Below are 18,513 nucleotides of genomic sequence, written 5' to 3' on the forward strand. Positions count from 1 at the left end.
CAGGGTGTGGGGGCGTCAGCCCCCACACAACCCTTCCCCCGGCAGGGGGTCTGGGGGCGCAGCCCCCAGTTTCGGGAAGGGGCGGGATAGGGGAATCCCCCGGCCCACCATGACCAGATGCCCGGGCAACAGGTTCTGTCAGGCTTCTTAGCGCCTCCTCAGCCCGCTCTCATCTACGCGCCCGACAGTCATTGCCATGACGGACTACTACCGCCGCAGCGGCGACGAGGGCCAGCAGCAGCCGTACACCACCGGCGGATACCCCCCGCCTCCGATTCATGAGCCCACCCCGCCCGTCACCGTTTGGCCCGGAGACGGCGGCGCCGGGTATCAGCCTCCGGGCGGGGTCGTGCAGGCCGGTCCCGGCGGGGGGCCCGCTCACCGGGCCAGGGCCAAGCGGCCCGTCGCGCTCATCGCCGCCGTTGCCATCGTCGCCGCGGCCGTCGGCGGCGGCGCGTCCGTCCTGGCCCAGCGGCTCACCGACAACGGCACCGGCAGCAGCGGCACCGGCGTGACCGGCACCAATGTTTCGCAGAGCAGCACCGGCACCGTCGCCGGCGTCGCGCAGGCCGTGTCGCCGAGCATCGTCGAGATCAGCGCGACCTCCTCCGCCGGGCAGTCCACCGGTTCCGGCGTGATCATCACCGGCGACGGCGAGATCATCACCAACAACCACGTCGTCTCCGGGGCCGACTCCGTCAAGGTGCGGCTCAGCAGCGGCAAGACGTACACGGCCAAGGTCGTCGGCACCGACCCGGACAAGGATCTGGCCCTGATCAAGTTGGCGGGCGCCAGCGGCCTGAAGGCGGCGGCGCTCGGCGACTCCAGCAAGGTCAAGGTCGGCGACGAGGTCGTCGCCATCGGCTCGCCCGAGGGCCTGACCGGCACCGTGACCAGCGGAATCGTCTCCGCGCTCAACCGTGATGTCACCGTCGCGAAACAGCAGGACCAAGGTCAGCAGCAACAGCAGCAGGGCGGCGGCTGGCCCTTCGAGTTCGGCGGGCAGCAGTTCAACGGCGACACGGGCTCGTCGAAGACGACGTACAAGGCCCTCCAGACGGACGCCTCCCTCAACCCCGGCAACTCCGGTGGCGCCCTCATCAACATGAACGGCGAGATAATCGGCATCAACTCCGCGATGTACTCGCCCAGTTCGGGCTCCGGCTCCACCGCGGGCAGCGTCGGCCTCGGCTTCGCCATCCCCGTCGACACGGTCAAGGCCGACCTGGACGACCTGCGCTCCGGCGGCAGCAGCTGAGCGCATGCGAGGCTGATGCCATGACGACCTCCCGTGAAGGCGACCGCATCCTCATCGTCGACGACGAACCCGCCGTCCGTGAGGCGCTCCAGCGGTCTCTCGCCTTCGAGGGGTACGGGACCGAGGTCGCCGTCGACGGTGTCGACGCCCTCGCACGGGCGGAGGCGTACGCGCCCGATCTGATCGTGCTCGACATCCAGATGCCCCGGATGGACGGTCTGACCGCGGCCCGTCGGCTGCGCGCCGCCGGATCGACGACGCCGATCCTGATGCTGACCGCGCGGGACACGGTCGGCGACCGGGTGACGGGGCTGGACGCGGGAGCCGACGACTATCTGGTCAAGCCGTTCGAGCTGGACGAGCTGTTCGCCCGGGTGCGGGCGCTGCTGCGGCGCAGTTCGTACGCGACGGCCGGGAGCGCCGCCACCGACGACGACGTGCTGGCCTTCGCCGATCTGCGGATGGACCTGGCGACCCGCGAGGTCATGCGCGGCACACGCCGGGTGGAGCTGACGCGTACGGAGTTCACGCTCCTGGAGATGTTCCTCGCGCACCCGCGTCAGGTGCTCACCCGGGAGCAGATCCTCAAGGCCGTGTGGGGCTTCGACTTCGAGCCCAGTTCGAATTCGCTGGATGTGTATGTGATGTATCTGCGTCGCAAGACGGAGGCGGCCGGCGAGCCGCGGCTGGTCCACACGGTGCGTGGCGTGGGCTACGCGCTGCGGTCGGGCGGCGCGGAGTGATCAGAAGGTTCCGTACGCTGCCTCTGCGGTCCCGGCTGGCGCTGCTGGTGGCGCTGGCCGTCGCGGTGGCGGTCGCGGCGGTGTCCGTCGCCTGCTGGCTGCTGACCAGCTCCCAGCTGCGCGCCGAACTCGACACCTCTCTGCGGAACACCGGCGCTCCGGAAGGCACGGTGCAGCAGGCCCTGATCGCCTGTCGCACCCCGCGGAACGAGACCGTCGACGCTCACGCCTCGGGGTTCGCGTACATCCAGATCGTCGGGGCGCGCGGGGACCGCTGTGTCGCGCCGGACTCGCAGCCGGTGAAGGTCCAGGCGCCGGACGTCGCCGTCGCGGCGGGCACCAGGACCGACACACTGCACGACGGCATCACCGACAGGGGTGCCCCGGTACGCGTCCGCACCACTCTGGTTCCCCTCGGCCCGCAGTGGGGCACGGTCGCCGTGTCGGTCTCGCGTCCGCTGGCGGAGATCGAAGCGTCGCTGAACCGGCTCGCGCTGCTGCTCACCGCCCTCGCGGGCATCGGCGTGCTCGGCGCGGGCGCCGCCGGTCTCTGGGTCGCGCGGGCCGGTCTCAAGCCCGTCGACCAGCTCACCGAGACGGTCGAGCATGTCGCCCGTACCGAGGATCTGACCGTACGTATCCCGGTCGAGGGCGAGGACGAGATCGCCCGGCTGTCCCGGTCCTTCAACTCCATGACCGCCGCGCTCGCCTCCTCGCGGGACCGGCAGGCGCAGCTGATCGCGGACGCCGGGCACGAGCTGCGTACGCCGCTGACCTCGCTGCGTACGAATATCGAGCTGCTGGCGCGCAGCGAGGAGACGGGCCGGGCGCTCCCGCCCGCGGACCGTACGGCGCTGATGGCCTCGGTCACGGCGCAGATGACCGAACTGGCCGTGCTCATCGGTGACTTGCAGGAGCTGTCCCGGCCGGACGCCGTCCACCCCGAGCCGCTGAAGGTCGTCGCGATGCACGAGATCGCCGAGGCCGCGCTGGAGCGGGCCCGGCTGCGCGGCCCCGAGCTGACCTTCACGGCGGAGCTGGCGCCCTGGTACGTGCGGGCGGAGCCGGCCGCGCTGCAGCGGGCGGTGGTCAATGTCCTGGACAACGCGGTGAAGTTCTCGCCGCCGGGCGGGACGGTCGAGGTGGCTCTCAGCGGCGGCGAGCTGACGGTACGGGACCACGGTCCCGGTATCCCCGCCGATGAACTCCCGCATGTCTTCGAACGGTTCTGGCGCTCGCCGTCCGCGCGTGCGCTGCCGGGATCGGGGCTCGGGCTGTCGATCGTGGCCCGTACGGTCCAGCAGTCGGGCGGCGAGGTCGCGCTCGTTCCGGCGGCGGGCGGCGGAACGCGCGCGGTGATCCGGCTGCCCGGGGCGGCGACCCCACCGCCGACCGCCTAGCCGGTCAGTTGTGCCGGATGAGTGAATCGACCAGGCCCGACCGGGTGTTGGGGAAGTCGAGCGGCACGATGCCGAGCCCCTTCCACCCACTCGCCTCGGAGCCGTCGATGAAGGAGTGGACCCTCGGGTTGAGGTTGTCGGAGTTCCAGCGCGGCGGCAGATACGCGGAGGTGCTGACAAAGTTGATGTACAGCTTGCCGGGCTGCTGGGCCGCCTTGCGGAAGTGCGTCTCGATCTTGGGGTACTTGGCGTTCGGCGCGGCGTTCCAGTCGTCCTGGATGTCGAAGAGGTTCCCGTCGCCGTAGCGGACGCCGGGCAGTCCGCCGTTGTCGCCGAGCAGCACGACCTTGCCGCGCGCCTGGCCCAGCGTCGGCAGCCCGTCGCCGATACGGAACAGCGAGCGCCAGCCCTTGCCGTCCAGATACAGGTCGAAGACACGACGGAAGGCGGCGTCGCTCTCCTGCGAGTACTCCTGCTTGACGCGCATCAGGACCGTCTCGGAGGGGTGGGCGGCGAGGAAGTCCCGGCAGGCGATGAGCACATCGCCGAACATCAGGTTCTGGTAGAACGCTCCGTGGTGGATGGCGAAGGAGTCGCCGGTGATCCGGCACCGTACGTCCAGAAAGCGGATGCCGCTGTTCAACTGGTCGGCGATGGTGGTGTTCTGGCACTCGGTCCAGAGGCCGCCGAAGCGCGCGCCCGAGTCATGGGTGCCGGGGATCGTCAGCCGTGCCAGGGCGGTCGAGTCGCCGGCGCCCGCCATCCAGTCCTGCGCGGACAGAGTGCGCCGCGGCGCGGCGAACGCCGGTGCGCCGATGAGGGCGGTCGCGGAGACGGCTGCCGCACCCGCGAGAAAGCTCCGTCGGTCCATGGTCCGGCATTATGGCGGGGTCACGTCAAGAATGAACAGGGTCGTGTACCCGTCGGTCGGGAGTGGCCGAATCCCGCCTCAGAAGTCCGCCACGCTCCCACAACGCCGGTGGGGCGGCAGGCACTTGGCCCACCGCCCCACCGTCAACGTGCCGGTACCGCTACTGCACGACCGTGATCCGGTCGGCGGCCGGCGGCGTGATCGGCTTGGCCGCCGTCGAGTTCGCCACCAGGTAGGCGTTGAAGACATCCAGGTCGGAGGCGCCGACCAGCTTGTTCTTGTGCTCCTTCAGCACCGGGAAACCGTCACCGCCGCCCGCCAGGAACTCGTTCATCGCGACCCGGTAGGTCTTCGCCGGGTCGATCGCGACGCCGTTCAGCTTCACCGAGGCCACATCGATCCGGGCCGCACCCGTCTTCTTCAGATCCAGGGTGTAGGTGAAGCCCTTCGAGACCTGAAGGATCTTCGGAGAGGCCTCGTTCGGGCCGCTGACCTGCTGCTGGAGCGTGGTGATCAGCTGGGCGCCGGTCAGGTCGACGACGTTCATCATGTTGGTGAACGGCTGCACGGTGAACGACTCGCCGTACGTCACCACCCCGTCGCCCTCACTGCCCGAGGCCTTGAAGACCAGGTCGGACCTGATCCCGCCCGGGTTCATCAGCGCGAGCTGCGCCCCGCCCTTGTCCGCCGGGGCCAGGCCCTCGAGCTGCGCGTCCGCGATCAGGTCGCCGAGCGGCTTCTCGGGCGCCGTCGATCCACGGCCGTTGATGTCGGCGGAGATCCAGCCCTGGGGGCGGTTCGCGACCGGCGCGGCCAGCTTGTTCCAGCGCGCGATGAGCGCCGTCATGTCCTCGGCCTTGGCCTGGTCACGGCTGACGATGTGGTTCGCCGACTTCACCGACGTACGGACGATGTCCTTGGTGCGACGGTCGTACGTGAGCGTGGTGTCCGTGTAGAGCTTGCCGTACGAGGCCGCCGAAGTGACCATGCGCGGCTTGCCGGACGGGTCCGGGACCGTGCACACGTACGCCTGGTGGGTGTGGCCGGTGACCAGCGCGTCCACCTTGGGCGTGATGTTCTTGGCGATATCGACGATCGGGCCGGAAATGCCGTCGCCCGCGCCCGGCGAGTCGCAGTCGTAGTTGTACGAGGAGGAGGCCGGCGAGCCGCCCTCGTGGATCAGCGCGACGATCGACTTCACGCCCTGGCGGTCGAGCTCCTTGGCATACTTGTTGATCGTCTCGACCTCGTCGTTGAACTTGAGGCCCTTGATGCCGTTGGCGTTGACGATGTCCGGCGTGCCCTCGAGGGTCACACCGATGAAGCCGATCTTGACGCCGTTCTTCTTCCAGACCGTGTACGGCTTGAGGATCGGCTTGCCGGTCGTCTCCTTGGTGACGTTGGCCGCGAGGTAGGGGAAGTCCGCGCCCTTGAACTTCTTCCCCTTCTCGTAGCAGCCCTCGACCGGGTGGCAGCCACCCTTCTGGAGCCGGGCGAGCTCGACCGCGCCCTCGTCGAACTCGTGGTTGCCCACGGCCGTCACATCGAGGTCGATCTTGTTGAGCGCCTCGATGGTCGGCTCGTCGTGGAAGAGCCCGGAGAGCAGCGGGCTGGCACCGACCATGTCGCCGCCGGCGGCGGTGATGGAGTACGGGTGCCCCTTGCGCGCACCGCGCAGCGAGGTCGCCAGATACTCGGCACCACCGGCCGGGATCGCCTTGACGGTGCCGTCGGCCTGCTTCTCACTGACCGTCCCGGCCGAGCCGGCGGGCGGCTCCAGGTTCCCGTGCAGGTCATTGAAGGAGAGCAGCTGTACATCGACAGTGCGTGCGGGCTTGTGGTGACGGTCGCCGTGGCGGTCGCTGCTGCTGGTGGCATTGGCCGGCATCGCGGCGACGAGCGCGCCGACGGTGGCCAGTCCGGCGGCGGTGGCGAGTATCCGCCGGGTCCGCCGGGTCGCGCGGTTCTTCTGTTGTGGCGCTGACATCTGTCCCCTTGTCAGTTCAGCGTGGTGTGAGGGCTGCGAGCGGCAGCCTAGAGTCAACGCGCGTAGCACGACAGGGGCTAGCGGGTTACAACCTGGTTGCCTTCGTTCGTCAACGGGTAGTTCTCCGCGTATCACCCGCACTGCGGACATATACGAGCAGGAACATCAGAAGCCATCCGAACTGTCCTCGGAATTGCTGGAGTTGACCGGCAGGCCGAAGCCGGTCGCGCGGTGCGCGCGGGTGCGGGGCGCGCAGTGGGGCGCGCGGGTGTGGGGCCGCTCAAGGTGAACACCGAGATGATCGTCACGGAGTTCCCGGACCCGAGGGCTTCGACCGCGCCCACCTCCACCGCTTGCGGCAGTCGGCATGCATCTGGCCCGATCCCACCGTCCAACAATCTGTTGAACAACTTCCACCGACCTGCGGGCAAATGCCGAGCCGCGCAGATCCCGCACCCCCACCCCCCCGCCGTACCCTCGACCCATGACAGACGCAACAGCCGCACTCGAGCCCGGCCGGCAGATTCAGACCCTCGAGGAGCTCACGCCCGAGCAGGCCCAGGCCGTACTCGGCATGCTCGGTCACGCCGCCCGGTCCGACGGGATGCAGGCCGTCTCCGAGCAGGGGCGGCTGCAGCTGCGCGGCGGGAAGCGGGAGGGCGTTCGGCATCTCCTTCTCACCGTCGCCGACGAGCTCGTCGGGTACGCGCAGCTGGAGGACACCGACCCCGTCGAGGCCCCGGCCGCCGAGCTGGTCGTGCATCCCTCGCACCGCGGGCACGGTCACGGGCGGGCGCTCGGGGCCGCGTTGCTGGCGGCGTCCGGTAAGCGGCTGCGGGTGTGGGCGCACGGCGGGAAGTCCGCCGCGCGGCATCTGGCCCAGGTGCTCGGGCTGACCCTCTTCCGTGAACTGCGCCAGCTGCGGCGGCCGTTGAACCCGCTGAACATCCCCGAGCCGGTGTTCCCGCCCGGCGTCACCGTACGCACCTTCGTGCCGGGGCAGGACGACGCCGCCTGGCTCGCCGTGAACGCCGCCGCGTTTGCCCACCACCCCGAGCAGGGGGCCCTGACACAGCGGGACCTCGACGACCGCAAGGCCGAGCCGTGGTTCGACCCCAAGGGCTTCTTCCTCGCCGAGCGCGAAGGGGAACTCATCGGCTTCCACTGGACGAAGGTGCACGCCGCGGAGCACCTCGGTGAGGTGTACGTCGTCGGCATCCGGCCCGAGGCGCAGGGCGGCGGCCTCGGCAAGGCCCTCACCGCGATCGGGCTGCGCCATCTCGCCGCCGAGGGGCTGCCGACCGCGATGCTCTACGTCGACGCGGACAACACGGCCGCGCTGACGGTGTACGAGCGCCTCGGCTTTGTCACCCACGAGGTGGATCTCATGTACCGGACCGAGTCCTGACCGGGATCCCGCCGGCGGAGTCCTGAGCGACCGAAAGGCCAGGGGCCGGGAGCAGTTGACCGCTCACGCCGAGCGCGGAGTGGCGGCGGCAGAAGCTCACTCGCCGCCAAGGGGCTGACCTGATCGGTCCTCCGGCTGCACCACGCGCTGCTCGTCACCGCCGCGTTCCTCGCCGCCTCGGTGGCACCCCTGGCCCGGTTCCGCACGGTCGGGCTCGAGGCCGCGCGGGCAGGCGGCCCCTGCGGCTCCCCCGACTCGGGACTGCCCCCGTGCCTCGAGGACTTCACCTCGTCCCCGGCGTTCGAGTACAGCGGCAACATGAGCCTCGCCGCCACTGTGATCGCGTGGCTGCCGCTCGCCGTCGCCGTCCACGTCGACGGTGTCCTTACCGGCCGCGAGCTGGAGCGCGGCACGACCGCCCTGTCCTGGACCCAGTCCGTCACGCCGGCCCGCCGGCCCTCGCGGCCCTGCTGATCACCGCGGGCAGCCGGGGGCTGCGTAAAGCCCCCGGCCGACCTCCGCTCATCACGACCGCGCCTGCATGTCATGTCGTCGTTACCGGGCATTCAGACACCCTTGCGACCCTCTCTCAATGCAGCCCGCTGTGCCCGCCTCCCCCAACGGCAAGATCCCCCTCACCCCGGCCCCTTCCGACGCGCCCGTTTTCCTCTCCGCGCGGAACAATGGGTTCATGAGCCACCAGCCCGCCGAGGTACCGGTCCAGCACCCCCAGCCGTCCGTCGGTTCCATCGCCGCGCACCGGCCACACACCGTCGCGGCCACGGTGTCCGATCTCGAGCCCGACATCGATGCCGACCTCGACGCGTACGAGGAAGATCACGAGGGCGGCGGCGCCGAACTGCCCCAGGGACGGTTCCTCGACCGCGAACGAAGCTGGCTCGCGTTCAACGAGCGCGTCCTGGAGCTCGCCGAGGATCCCGCCACCCCGCTGCTCGAACGAGCGAACTTCCTGGCGATCTTCGCGTCCAACCTGGACGAGTTCTTCATGGTCCGGGTGGCCGGCCTGAAGCGCCGTATCGCGACCGGCGTCGCCACCCGCTCCGCGTCCGGCCTGCAGCCCCGCGAGGTCCTGGACCTGATCTGGAACCGCTCCCGCGAGCTCATGGCCCGGCACGCCGCCTGCTACCAGCAGGACGTCGCCCCGGCGCTCGCCGAGGAGTCCATCCACCTCATCCGCTGGCCCGACCTCACCGAGAAGGAGCAGGCCCGCCTCTTCACGCTCTTCCGGCAGCAGATCTTCCCGGTCCTGACCCCGCTGGCCGTGGACCCGGCGCACCCCTTCCCGTACATCTCCGGCCTCTCGCTGAACCTCGCGGTCGTCGTGCGCAACCCGGTCAGCGGCCACCGCCACTTCGCGCGGGTGAAGGTCCCGCCGCTGCTGTCCCGCTTCCTGGAGGCCTCCCCGCAGCGGTACGTCCCTCTCGAGGACGTCATCGCCGCGCATCTGGAGGAGCTGTTCCCCGGCATGGAGGTGCTCGCGCACCATATGTTCCGGGTGACCAGGAACGAGGACCTGGAGGTGGAGGAGGACGACGCGGAGAACCTTCTGCAGGCACTGGAGAAGGAGCTCATGCGGCGCCGCTTCGGGCCGCCGGTGCGGCTCGAGGTCGAGGAGTCCATCGATCCGTACGTGCTCGATCTGCTGGTCCGCGAGCTGAAGGTGTCCGACGCCGAGGTCTACCCGCTGCCCGGTCCGCTGGACCTGACGGGCCTCTTCGGCATCGCGAAGCTGGACCGGCCCGAGCTGAAGTACCCGAAGTTCATCGCGGGCACCCACCGGGATCTCGCCGAGGTCGAGTCGGCCTCCGCGCCGGACATATTCATGGCGCTGCGCGAGCGTGACGTACTGCTGCACCACCCGTACGACTCGTTCTCGACGTCCGTACAGGCCTTCCTGGAGCAGGCCGCGGCCGACCCGGACGTGCTCGCCATCAAACAGACGCTGTACCGCACCTCCGGCGACTCCCCGATTGTCGACGCGCTGATCGACGCCGCCGAATCGGGCAAGCAGGTCCTGGTACTGGTGGAGATCAAGGCCCGCTTCGACGAGCAGGCCAACATCAAGTGGGCGCGCAAGCTGGAGGAGTCCGGCTGCCATGTCGTCTACGGCCTTGTCGGCCTGAAGACCCACTGCAAGCTGTCGCTGGTGGTCCGCCAGGAGGGCGACACACTGCGCCGCTACTCGCACGTCGGCACCGGCAACTACCACCCGAAGACGGCCCGCCTGTACGAGGACCTGGGGCTGCTGACCGCGGACCCGCAGGTCGGCGCGGACCTCTCGGACCTGTTCAACCGGCTCTCGGGATACTCGCGCCGCGAGACGTACCGCCGTCTGCTGGTCGCGCCCAAGTCCCTGCGCGACGGCCTGATCGCGCGAATAAACAAGGAAGCCGCACACCACCGCGCCGGACGGCCCGCCTACGTACGCATCAAGGTCAACTCGATGGTGGACGAGGCGATCATCGACGCCTGCTACCGGGCGGCGATGGCGGGTGTGCCGGTGGACATCTGGGTCCGCGGCATCTGCGCGCTGCGCCCCGGAGTCCCCGGCCTCTCGGAGAACATCCGGGTGCGCTCGATCCTCGGCCGCTTCCTGGAACACTCCCGGATCTTCGCCTTCGGCAACGGCGGCGAGCCCGAGGTGTGGTTCGGCAGCGCCGACATGATGCACCGCAACCTCGACCGCCGTATCGAAGCACTGGTACGGGTCACCGACCCGGCCCACCGCGCGGCCCTCACCCGGCTGTTGGAGAGCGGCATGTCCGACAGCACGTCCTCCTGGCATCTCGGCCCGGACGGCGCGTGGATCCGGCACTCCACGGACTCGGAAGGCCAGCCGCTGCGGCACATACAGGAGATGCTCATAGACGCCCGGAGGCGCCGGCGTGCACAGCCCTGATATCTCCCGGCAGGACACTGCCGCCGTCCCGGCCGGTCTCCCGGCCGCGGTCACGGCGGGCGAGGCCCTTGCCCGGTATCTCCATGCGCAGGCGGGCGACTTCCTGCGCAGTCTGCGGCTGCACAGCGAGAGCGGCGCGGACACGGCGGGCGTGGCGGCGGCCGCCCGCGCGCTGCGCCAGGCGTCCCGGCGGATCAGCGGAACGCTGCACACCTTCCGGCCGCTGCTCGACCCCGCCTGGGCGGACGGTCTGCGCACCGAGCTGGCCTGGCTGTCCGCCACTCTGGCCCAGGAGCACGCCTGCACCTCACGGCTCGGCCGGCTGCTGGAGGCGCTGTCCCGGCTCTCGGGTGCGGCACCGCTGCCGCCCGCGAGGGGGCAGCTCGGCCCGCTCGAGGCCGCCGCTTCGAAGGCCGCCGCTTCGGAGGCCGCCGCTTCGGAGGCCGCCGCTTTCGAGCCTGGTGCTTTCGAGCCCGGCGCCGGGACGTCCCGCAGTACCGGCACGCTCACGGTCGGTGCCGCACGGGCCGGGGCCCTGCTGGAGCGGCAGCTCACCCTCGCCCGGACCCGCGCCCACTCCGCCGCGCTCCAGGCGCTCGGCTCCTCCCGCTTCCACGCGGTCGCCGACGCCGTCGCGGTACTCGCCTCCGAGCTGCCGCTCGGCCCGCCGGCCGGCGCCCCGGCCGCCGAGGCCCTGACGCTGCCCGCGGAGCTCGCCGAGCGCCGGTTCCTGGAGGCGGTGGCCGCACTGCCGCTGGCCCGCGCGGCACATCCGTACAACGCGGAGGCCCTGGTGCACGGCCTCGCCGCCGCATCGGCCGGAGAGGCACAGGACGCGCCCTGGCACCAGGTGCGGCTGCTGCTGAGACTGCACCGGTACGCACAGGAGGTGCTGCACCCGAAGACGGACCCGGTGCTGTGCCATGCGGGGCTGGTCCTCGACCGCCACCGCGACGCCGCGGAAGCCGCCGACGCGGCCGCCACCGCAGCCCGTACGCCGCGGATCGCCCCGGCCACCGCGTACGCCCTGGGTGTGCTGCACGCCGATCAGCGGCACGAGGTCGAGGCCGCCCGTTTCGCCTTCCAGCAGGTGTGGCAGAGGGCCGCGGCGGTGACGGCACCGTGAGGGCGGCGTCGTGAATCGCCTGGGGGACGACGTCGTGCCGGCCGCCGGCTGTGTGCTGTGGCGCCGCTCCCCGTACGGGGACGACGGTATCGAGATCTGCCTCGTACACCGTCCCAAGTACGACGACTGGTCGCACCCGAAGGGCAAGCTGAAGCGCGGCGAGGACGCCCTTTTCGGCGCGCTGCGCGAAGTGCTCGAGGAGACCGGCCACCAGTGCGTCCCCGGTGCCCGCCTCCCCACCGCGCACTACATTGCGAACGGACGCCCCAAGCAGGTCAGCTACTGGGCCGCCGAGGCGACCACGGGAACCTTCACCCCGAACGAGGAGGTCGACCGCATCCTCTGGCTCTCCCCGACAGCGGCCCGCAGCCGCCTCACCCAGCCGCGCGACCGCACGCTCCTGGACGCGCTGCTCGCGGCCCTCCACTCGGCGTGAACCGCATGAACCGGCACGCCGAGTGGCGACACGGCGACAGGCACCAGGCCGCCCGACACGGTTCACCTCCCGTTCACTCTCTCCCGTTGGCCGCTTCACCTGATCTGCCTAATTTCGGCCCTACACGGTGACCGGCACAGTGCCGGCCCCCCACCCCGAACCACGCCGCCATAGAACGCCAAAGACACCCGGTCAGCGTCCGGCGGCTCCTGGAAGGAAACACCCGAAGTGAAGCTTCAGCGCAAGAACGGGCTTCGCGCCACCGCGCTCGGTGCCATCGCCGTGACCGGCGCCCTGGTTCTCACGGCGTGTGGCTCGGACGACAACGCAGGCGGCACCGGCGGCACGGGCGAGCAGACCAACGCGGCGTCGAACATCAAGTGCGACGGCGCCAAGGGCAAGCTCCTGGCATCCGGTTCCAGCGCGCAGAAGAACGCCATGGACCTGTGGGTCAAGAACTACATGGCCGGCTGCAAGGGCGTGGAGATCAACTACAAGGCCTCCTCGTCCGGTGAGGGCATCATCGCCTTCAACCAGGGCACCGTCGGCTTCGCCGGATCCGACTCGGCGCTCAAGCCCGAAGAGGTCGCCGAGTCCAAGAAGATCTGCAAGGGCGGCCAGGGCATCAACCTGCCCATGGTCGGCGGCCCGATCGCCATCGGCTACAACGTGCCGGGCGTCGACAACCTGACCCTGGACGCCTCGACGATCGCCAAGATCTTCAACGGCAAGATCAAGAACTGGAACGACCCGGCGATCGCCGCCCTGAACAAGGGTGCCAAGCTCCCGGACAAGGCGATCCAGGCCTTCCACCGCTCCGAGGACTCCGGCACCACGGCGAACCTCGGCAAGTACCTCGGCGCCACCGCCAAGGCCGACTGGCCCTACGAGGCCGAGAAGAAGTGGCCGGCCCCGGGCGGCCAGGCCGCCTCCGGCTCCGCCGGTGTCGCCGCGCAGGTCAAGCAGGCCGAGGGCTCGATCGGTTACTTCGAGCTCTCGTACGCGACCTCGCAGTCCATCCCGACCGTCAAGATCAACACGGGTGCTGCCGCCCCGGTCGAGGCCAGCTCCGAGAACGCCTCCAAGGCGATCGCCGCCGCCAAGATCAAGGGCACCGGCAAGGACCTGGCCCTCGGTCTCGACTACACCACCAAGGCCGACGGCGCCTACCCGATCGTCCTGGTGACCTACGAGGTCGTCTGCGACACCGGCAACAAGGCCGACACCCTGGGCACGGTCAAGTCCTTCCTGACCTACACCGCCGGCGACGAGGGCCAGAAGCTCCTCTCCGGCGCCGGCTACGCCCCGATCCCAGCCGAGATCAACACCAAGGTCCGCGAGACCGTCGCGGGTCTGAAGTAACGCAACAGGCCGGCGGGGGCCCTGCGCCCCCGCCGGCCACCCATCCGGTGCACCGCCGCCAGGGGAGTCCTACAGCTCCCCGCCACAGACCGGAAAGATCATGGCTTCCACTACACCGATAGATTCCCCTCCCCCAACGCCGGCTCCGCCGGTCAACAGGAGGCGCGGAACGTCCACCGGCCGCGCCGGCGACAAGGTCTTTCTCGGCCTGTCCCGCGGCTCGGGCATCCTGCTCCTGGTGATCATGGCGTCGATCGCCGCGTTCCTCACCTACCGCGCGACGCTTGCCATCTCGAAGGACGAGGGCAACTTCCTCACCACCTTCGACTGGAACCCGGCGGGCAACCCGCCGGTCTTCGGCATTGCGGTCCTGCTCTTCGGCACGGTCGTCAGCTCGATCATCGCGATGCTGATCGCCGTACCGATCGCCGTCGGCATCGCGTTGTTCATCTCGCACTACGCGCCGCGCCGCCTCGCCGCCCCCCTCGCCTACGTCGTGGATCTGCTGGCCGCCGTGCCGTCGATCATCTACGGCATCTGGGGCGCCCTCTTCCTCGTCCCGTACATGGAGGGCCTCAACCTCTGGCTGGACGAGTTCTTCGGCTGGACCTACATCTTCGAGAAGACCGAGGTCGGCGTCGCCCGCTCGCTGTTCACCGTGGGCGTGCTGCTGGCGATCATGATCCTGCCGATCGTGACCAGCGTCAGCCGCGAGGTCTTCCTGCAGGTACCGCGGATGAACGAAGAGGCCGCGCTCGCCCTCGGCGCCACCCGCTGGGAAGTCATCCGGCTCTCGGTGCTCCCCTTCGGCCGCTCGGGCGTGATCTCCGCCTCGATGCTGGGCCTGGGCCGCGCGCTCGGCGAGACGATGGCCGTCGCCACGGTCCTCTCTCCAAGCTTCCTGATCTCTTTCCATCTGCTCAATCCGGGCGGCGGAACCTTCGCCCAGAACATCGCAGCGAAGTTCGACGAGGCCAATGAGCTCGGGCGCGACGCCCTGATCGCCTCCGGTCTGGTCCTCTTCATCCTCACACTGCTGGTCAACGGCGCGGCCCGCCTGATCATCGCGCGCCGCAAGGAGTACTCGGGGGCCAACGCATGAGCCAGGCAGCCATCAAGGACAGGCCCACGCCGACCCCGCCCTCCCCCAGGGGAAGCCTCAGCGGCCGGTCGCTCCCCCGCTGGGCACCGGCGGGATTCGCGGTCGTCTCCATCGCGCTCGGCGTCGGCATCGGCATGGGGGCCGGCTGGGAGAGCCGCGTTCAGTGGGGCCTGATCTCGGCCCTGCTCTTCGTGAGCATCTCCTACGTGGTGACCACGGCCGTCGAGAACAAGCGCCAGGCCAAGGACCGTCTCGCCACCAGCCTCGTGTGGGTGTGCTTCATCCTCGCCGTGATCCCGCTGTTCTCGCTGATCTGGGTGACCATCAGCCGCGGTACGAAGGTGCTCAACGGCTACTTCCTCAGCCACTCCATGGCCGGCGTCCCCGGCTTCGAGGCGGGCGGCGGCGTCTACCACGCCATCATCGGCACGCTGGAGCAGGTCGGCCTCGCCACCGTGATCTCGGTGCCGATCGGTCTGCTGACCGCGGTCTACCTGGTCGAGTACGGCAAGGGCGCGCTGGCCAAGGCCGTCACCTTCTTCGTCGACGTCATGACGGGTATCCCGTCGATCGTCGCGGGTCTGTTCATCCTCTCGATCATGCTCATCCTCGAGCTGCAGCCCTCCGGCCTGATGGGCGCGCTGGCGCTGTCGATCCTGATGATCCCGGTCGTGGTCCGCTCCACCGAGGAGATGCTCAAGCTCGTACCCAACGAGCTGCGCGAAGCGTCGCTGGCCCTCGGCGTACCGAAGTACCGCACGATCCTCAAGGTGGTTATCCCGACCGCGCTCGGCGGTATCACCACTGGTGTGATGCTCGCCATCGCACGTATCGCCGGTGAGACCGCCCCGATCATGCTGCTGGTCTTCGGCAGCCAGCTGATCAACACGAACCCGTTCGAAGGCGCCCAGTCCTCGCTCCCCTTCTACGTCTGGGAGCAGTACCGGGTCGGCAGCGAGGCGTCGTACGACCGCGCCTGGGCCGCCGCCCTGGTCCTGATCGCCTTCGTCATGATCCTCAATCTGGTGGCCCGGGGCATCGCCCGCTGGAAGGCCCCGAAGACCGGTCGCTGACGCGACCACGTGAAAGCGAAGTGATTCACATGGCCAAGCGCATCGACGTCAGCGGCCTCTCTGCCTTCTACGGCTCCCACAAGGCGATCGAGGACATCTCGATGACCGTGGAGCCCCGCTCCGTGACGGCCTTCATCGGCCCGTCCGGCTGCGGCAAGTCCACCTTCCTGCGCACCCTGAACCGTATGCACGAGGTCACTCCCGGTGGCCGCGTCGAGGGCAAGGTACTGCTGGACGACGAGAACCTGTACGGCTCGAGCGTCGACCCGGTCGCCGTGCGTCGCACGGTCGGCATGGTCTTCCAGCGGCCGAACCCCTTTCCGACGATGTCGATCTTCGACAATGTCGCGGCGGGCCTGCGCCTGAACGGTTCGTACAAGAAGAACCAGCTGGCGGACGTCGTCGAGAAGTCCCTGAAGGGCGCGAACCTCTGGAACGAGGTCAAGGACCGCCTGAACAAGCCCGGCTCCGGTCTCTCCGGCGGCCAGCAGCAGCGTCTGTGCATCGCCCGCGCGATCGCGGTCGAGCCGGATGTGCTGCTGATGGACGAGCCCTGCTCGGCGCTCGACCCGATCTCGACCCTCGCGATCGAGGACCTGATCGGCGAGCTGAAGGAGCGCTTCACGATCGTCATCGTGACGCACAACATGCAGCAGGCGGCTCGGGTCTCGGACCGCACGGCGTTCTTCAACCTGTCGGCGGTCGGCCAGCCCGGCAAGCTCATCGAGATTGACGAGACCGAGCGGATCTTCGCCAACCCGTCGGTGCAGGCCACGGAGGACTACATCTCCGGCCGCTTCGGGTAGTCGTCCGGTCATGTGGTGACCGTGGGCCGGGGGCGTTGGTGGTTCTCTCCGGTGGGTGGTTTCCACCGGCGAACCGCCGCACTCCTCCGGCATACCGGCCACGAGCACGTGGGCGAACCGCCGAACCCTCCGGCATACCGGCCACGGGCAAGCGGCCGAACCCCCTAACACGTCTCGCGGTGCTGCATGGCGGTGCCACCGCAAGGCGAAGGGCCCGCCCCCTCTCCCAGGGGGCGGGCCCACTTGCGTTCCGGCGCGAACGGCGGAACCGCCGCGACGGTCAGCCGAAGATCAGGTAGACCACGCCATAGCTCAACGCAGCGACCGCCGCCGCCGCCGGCATCGTGATGAACCAGCCCAGAACGATGTTCTTGGCAACACCCCAGCGGACCGCGTTGACCCGCTTTGTCGCACCCACACCCATGATCGCCGAGGTGATCACATGCGTGGTCGAGATCGGCGCCTGGAAGAGGAACGCCGAGCCGAACATGATCGACGCGCCGGTCGTCTCGGCCGCGAAGCCCTGCGGCGGGTCCAGCTCGATGATCTTTCGGCCGAGCGTCCGCATGATGCGCCAGCCACCCGCGTACGTACCGAGCGAGAGCATCATCGCGCAGGCGATCTTCACCCAGACCGGGATCGCGTCGCCCTGGTCCTCCACGTCGGCGATGACCAGCGCCATCACCACGATGCCCATCGTCTTCTGCGCGTCCTGCAGACCATGACCGAGCGCCATGCCGGCCGCCGAGACCGTCTGCGCTATCCGGAAACCGCGCTTGGCCTTGGACGGGTTGGACCTACGGAACATCCACATGATCGCGACCATCACCAGATAGCCGACGACCAGACCGACGAAGGGCGAGACAAGCATCGGGATGACGATCTTCTCGAGCACGCCGCTCCAGATGACCTCGGTCCCGCCGGCCAGCGCCGCGCCCACCATGCCGCCGAACAGCGCATGGGAAGAGGACGACGGCAGACCGAAGTACCAGGTGACCAGGTTCCAGACGATCGCGCCGACCAGCGCCGCGAAGAGAATGCCCATGCCGCGCGGGCCCTGGGGCGTCTCGATGATCCCCTCGCTGACGGTCTTGGCGACGCCCTGGCCGAGGAACGCACCGGCAAGGTTCATCACCGCGGCCATCGCCAGCGCCGCACGCGGCGTCAGCGCCCGCGTGGAGACCGAGGTCGCGATCGCGTTCGCCGAGTCGTGAAAGCCATTGGTGTACGTGAATCCGAGCGCGACACCAATGGTCACGATCAGCGCAAAGGTGTCCACGAGGTTCAGGACTCCTTGACCGCAATGGTCTCCACGGTGTTCGCGACATGCTCGAAGGCGTCGGCGGCCTCTTCCAGCACATCCACGATCTGCTTGAGCTTGAGCACCTCGATGGCGTCGTACTTACCGTTGAAGAGCGTCGCAAGGAGCTTGCGGTGAATCTGGTCGGCCTGGTTCTCGAGGCGGTTGACCTCGATCCAGTACTCGGTGAGGTTGTCCATGGTCCGCAGATGCGGCATCGCCTCGGCGGTCAGCTCCGCGGCCCGCGCCAGTACCTCGATCTGCTGCTCGACACCCTTGGGCAGCTCGTCGACCTGGTAGAGCACGACCAGGTCGACGGCCTCCTCCATGAAGTCCATGATGTCGTCGAGCGACGAAGCGAGTTTGTAGATGTCCTCGCGGTCGAACGGCGTGATGAACGAGGAGTTCAGCTGGTGGAAGATCGCGTGGGTGGCGTCGTCCCCCGCGTGCTCCGCTGCCCGCATCCGCTCCGCGATCTCGGCCCGGGCGGAGGCATCCGCACCGAGCAGTTCCATCAGGAGCTTCGAGCCCGTGACGATGTTGTCCGCGGACGCGGCAAACATGTCATAGAAGCTCGTCTCCCTGGGGGTCAGACGAAATCGCACGTGGGGTCCTCGGGGTGCTTTGGATTTGGTCAGGCTGATGCTAGGCGCATCATCCGGCCACGGCTAACCGGCGTTGTTCAGTGTCGCCCATCGGGCACAGTGGTCATCACGGGCCC

General features: G+C 69.3%; 16 protein-coding genes. 12 read left to right on the plus strand and 4 right to left on the minus strand.

Annotation, left to right across the window (positions count from 1 at the left end; translation table 11 throughout):
* Positions 1 to 196: 196 nt before the first annotated feature.
* The 3 genes from ACFWDI_RS37895 to ACFWDI_RS37905 are packed head-to-tail and all read left to right on the plus strand — an operon-like array spanning position 197 to position 3,401.
* The gene (locus tag ACFWDI_RS37895) at positions 197 to 1,258 is read left to right on the plus strand and encodes a S1C family serine protease (RefSeq protein WP_385311295.1); all 1,062 of its coding nucleotides are present in this window, start codon (positions 197 to 199) and stop codon (positions 1,256 to 1,258) included.
* A gap of 20 nt (positions 1,259 to 1,278) precedes the next feature.
* Entirely contained in the window at positions 1,279 to 2,001 is a 723-nt protein-coding gene (locus ACFWDI_RS37900) for a response regulator transcription factor (RefSeq protein WP_385311297.1), read from the plus strand.
* Positions 1,998 to 3,401 (plus strand): sensor histidine kinase, encoded by a 1,404-nt coding sequence (locus ACFWDI_RS37905; RefSeq protein ID WP_385311299.1) that lies wholly within the window; start codon positions 1,998 to 2,000, stop codon positions 3,399 to 3,401. Before ACFWDI_RS37900 ends, ACFWDI_RS37905 begins: the two co-directional genes overlap by 4 nt.
* Before the next feature lie 4 nt (positions 3,402 to 3,405).
* On the opposite strand, the gene ACFWDI_RS37910 is transcribed toward ACFWDI_RS37905, so the two are convergent.
* The gene (locus ACFWDI_RS37910; protein ID WP_385311301.1) at positions 3,406 to 4,272 is read right to left on the minus strand and encodes a phosphatidylinositol-specific phospholipase C; all 867 of its coding nucleotides are present in this window, start codon (positions 4,270 to 4,272) and stop codon (positions 3,406 to 3,408) included.
* 160 nt (positions 4,273 to 4,432) lie between these two features.
* Complete coding sequence (locus ACFWDI_RS37915) at positions 4,433 to 6,259, minus strand: bifunctional metallophosphatase/5'-nucleotidase (protein WP_385311303.1); 1,827 nt, start codon at positions 6,257 to 6,259, stop codon at positions 4,433 to 4,435.
* Positions 6,260 to 6,743: 484 nt separating this feature from the next.
* Here ACFWDI_RS37915 and mshD point away from each other — a divergent pair, with 484 nt between their 5' ends.
* The 9 genes from mshD to pstB all read left to right on the plus strand — a co-directional run bounded on the left by mshD (position 6,744) and on the right by pstB (position 16,492).
* Entirely contained in the window at positions 6,744 to 7,667 is a 924-nt protein-coding gene (gene mshD, locus ACFWDI_RS37920) for a mycothiol synthase (RefSeq protein ID WP_385311304.1), read from the plus strand.
* 180 nt (positions 7,668 to 7,847) lie between these two features.
* Positions 7,848 to 8,141 carry a hypothetical protein gene (locus ACFWDI_RS37925; RefSeq protein WP_385311306.1) on the plus strand — a complete coding sequence of 98 codons (294 nt, stop codon included), beginning with the start codon at positions 7,848 to 7,850 and terminating at the stop codon, positions 8,139 to 8,141.
* Between the two features lie 217 nt (positions 8,142 to 8,358).
* The gene (locus ACFWDI_RS37930; RefSeq protein ID WP_385311308.1) at positions 8,359 to 10,587 is read left to right on the plus strand and encodes an RNA degradosome polyphosphate kinase; all 2,229 of its coding nucleotides are present in this window, start codon (positions 8,359 to 8,361) and stop codon (positions 10,585 to 10,587) included.
* A complete protein-coding gene (locus ACFWDI_RS37935) occupies positions 10,574 to 11,713 on the plus strand; it encodes a CHAD domain-containing protein (RefSeq protein ID WP_385311310.1) in 1,140 nt (379 codons plus the stop codon). Before ACFWDI_RS37930 ends, ACFWDI_RS37935 begins: the two co-directional genes overlap by 14 nt.
* Positions 11,714 to 11,723: 10 nt before the next feature.
* A complete protein-coding gene (locus ACFWDI_RS37940) occupies positions 11,724 to 12,149 on the plus strand; it encodes an NUDIX hydrolase (protein WP_385311312.1) in 426 nt (141 codons plus the stop codon).
* 228 nt (positions 12,150 to 12,377) lie between these two features.
* Complete coding sequence (gene pstS, locus ACFWDI_RS37945; protein WP_385311314.1) at positions 12,378 to 13,511, plus strand: phosphate ABC transporter substrate-binding protein PstS; 1,134 nt, start codon at positions 12,378 to 12,380, stop codon at positions 13,509 to 13,511.
* A gap of 100 nt (positions 13,512 to 13,611) precedes the next feature.
* A complete protein-coding gene (pstC, locus tag ACFWDI_RS37950; RefSeq protein ID WP_385311316.1) occupies positions 13,612 to 14,613 on the plus strand; it encodes a phosphate ABC transporter permease subunit PstC in 1,002 nt (333 codons plus the stop codon).
* Entirely contained in the window at positions 14,610 to 15,686 is a 1,077-nt protein-coding gene (gene pstA, locus ACFWDI_RS37955) for a phosphate ABC transporter permease PstA (RefSeq protein WP_385311319.1), read from the plus strand. Before pstC ends, pstA begins: the two co-directional genes overlap by 4 nt.
* Positions 15,687 to 15,715: 29 nt before the next feature.
* Positions 15,716 to 16,492 (plus strand): phosphate ABC transporter ATP-binding protein PstB, encoded by a 777-nt coding sequence (gene pstB / locus ACFWDI_RS37960; protein ID WP_385311321.1) that lies wholly within the window; start codon positions 15,716 to 15,718, stop codon positions 16,490 to 16,492.
* Positions 16,493 to 16,772: 280 nt separating this feature from the next.
* On the opposite strand, the gene ACFWDI_RS37965 is transcribed toward pstB, so the two are convergent.
* Positions 16,773 to 17,771 carry an anion permease gene (locus ACFWDI_RS37965; RefSeq protein WP_385311323.1) on the minus strand — a complete coding sequence of 333 codons (999 nt, stop codon included), beginning with the start codon at positions 17,769 to 17,771 and terminating at the stop codon, positions 16,773 to 16,775.
* Between the two features lie 5 nt (positions 17,772 to 17,776).
* Positions 17,777 to 18,397 carry a DUF47 domain-containing protein gene (locus ACFWDI_RS37970; protein ID WP_385311325.1) on the minus strand — a complete coding sequence of 207 codons (621 nt, stop codon included), beginning with the start codon at positions 18,395 to 18,397 and terminating at the stop codon, positions 17,777 to 17,779.
* Positions 18,398 to 18,513: the final 116 nt, after the last annotated feature.

Origin of the sequence: Streptomyces sp. NPDC060064 (assembly GCF_042736455.1) — a bacterium.
Lineage (GTDB): Bacteria > Actinomycetota > Actinomycetes > Streptomycetales > Streptomycetaceae > Streptomyces.

Bases quoted from the DNA above. Each gene is read 5' to 3' on its own strand.
- ACFWDI_RS37910 (WP_385311301.1), bottom strand. From the start codon at position 4,272: ATGGACCGACGGAGCTTTCTCGCGGGTGCGGCAGCCGTCTCCGCGACC.
- pstC (WP_385311316.1), top strand. From the start codon at position 13,612: ATGGCTTCCACTACACCGATAGATTCCCCTCCCCCAACGCCGGCTCCG.
- pstB (WP_385311321.1), top strand. From the start codon at position 15,716: ATGGCCAAGCGCATCGACGTCAGCGGCCTCTCTGCCTTCTACGGCTCC.
- ACFWDI_RS37915 (WP_385311303.1), bottom strand. From the start codon at position 6,259: ATGTCAGCGCCACAACAGAAGAACCGCGCGACCCGGCGGACCCGGCGG.
- ACFWDI_RS37900 (WP_385311297.1), top strand. From the start codon at position 1,279: ATGACGACCTCCCGTGAAGGCGACCGCATCCTCATCGTCGACGACGAA.
- pstA (WP_385311319.1), top strand. From the start codon at position 14,610: ATGAGCCAGGCAGCCATCAAGGACAGGCCCACGCCGACCCCGCCCTCC.
- ACFWDI_RS37930 (WP_385311308.1), top strand. From the start codon at position 8,359: ATGAGCCACCAGCCCGCCGAGGTACCGGTCCAGCACCCCCAGCCGTCC.
- mshD (WP_385311304.1), top strand. From the start codon at position 6,744: ATGACAGACGCAACAGCCGCACTCGAGCCCGGCCGGCAGATTCAGACC.
- ACFWDI_RS37895 (WP_385311295.1), top strand. From the start codon at position 197: ATGACGGACTACTACCGCCGCAGCGGCGACGAGGGCCAGCAGCAGCCG.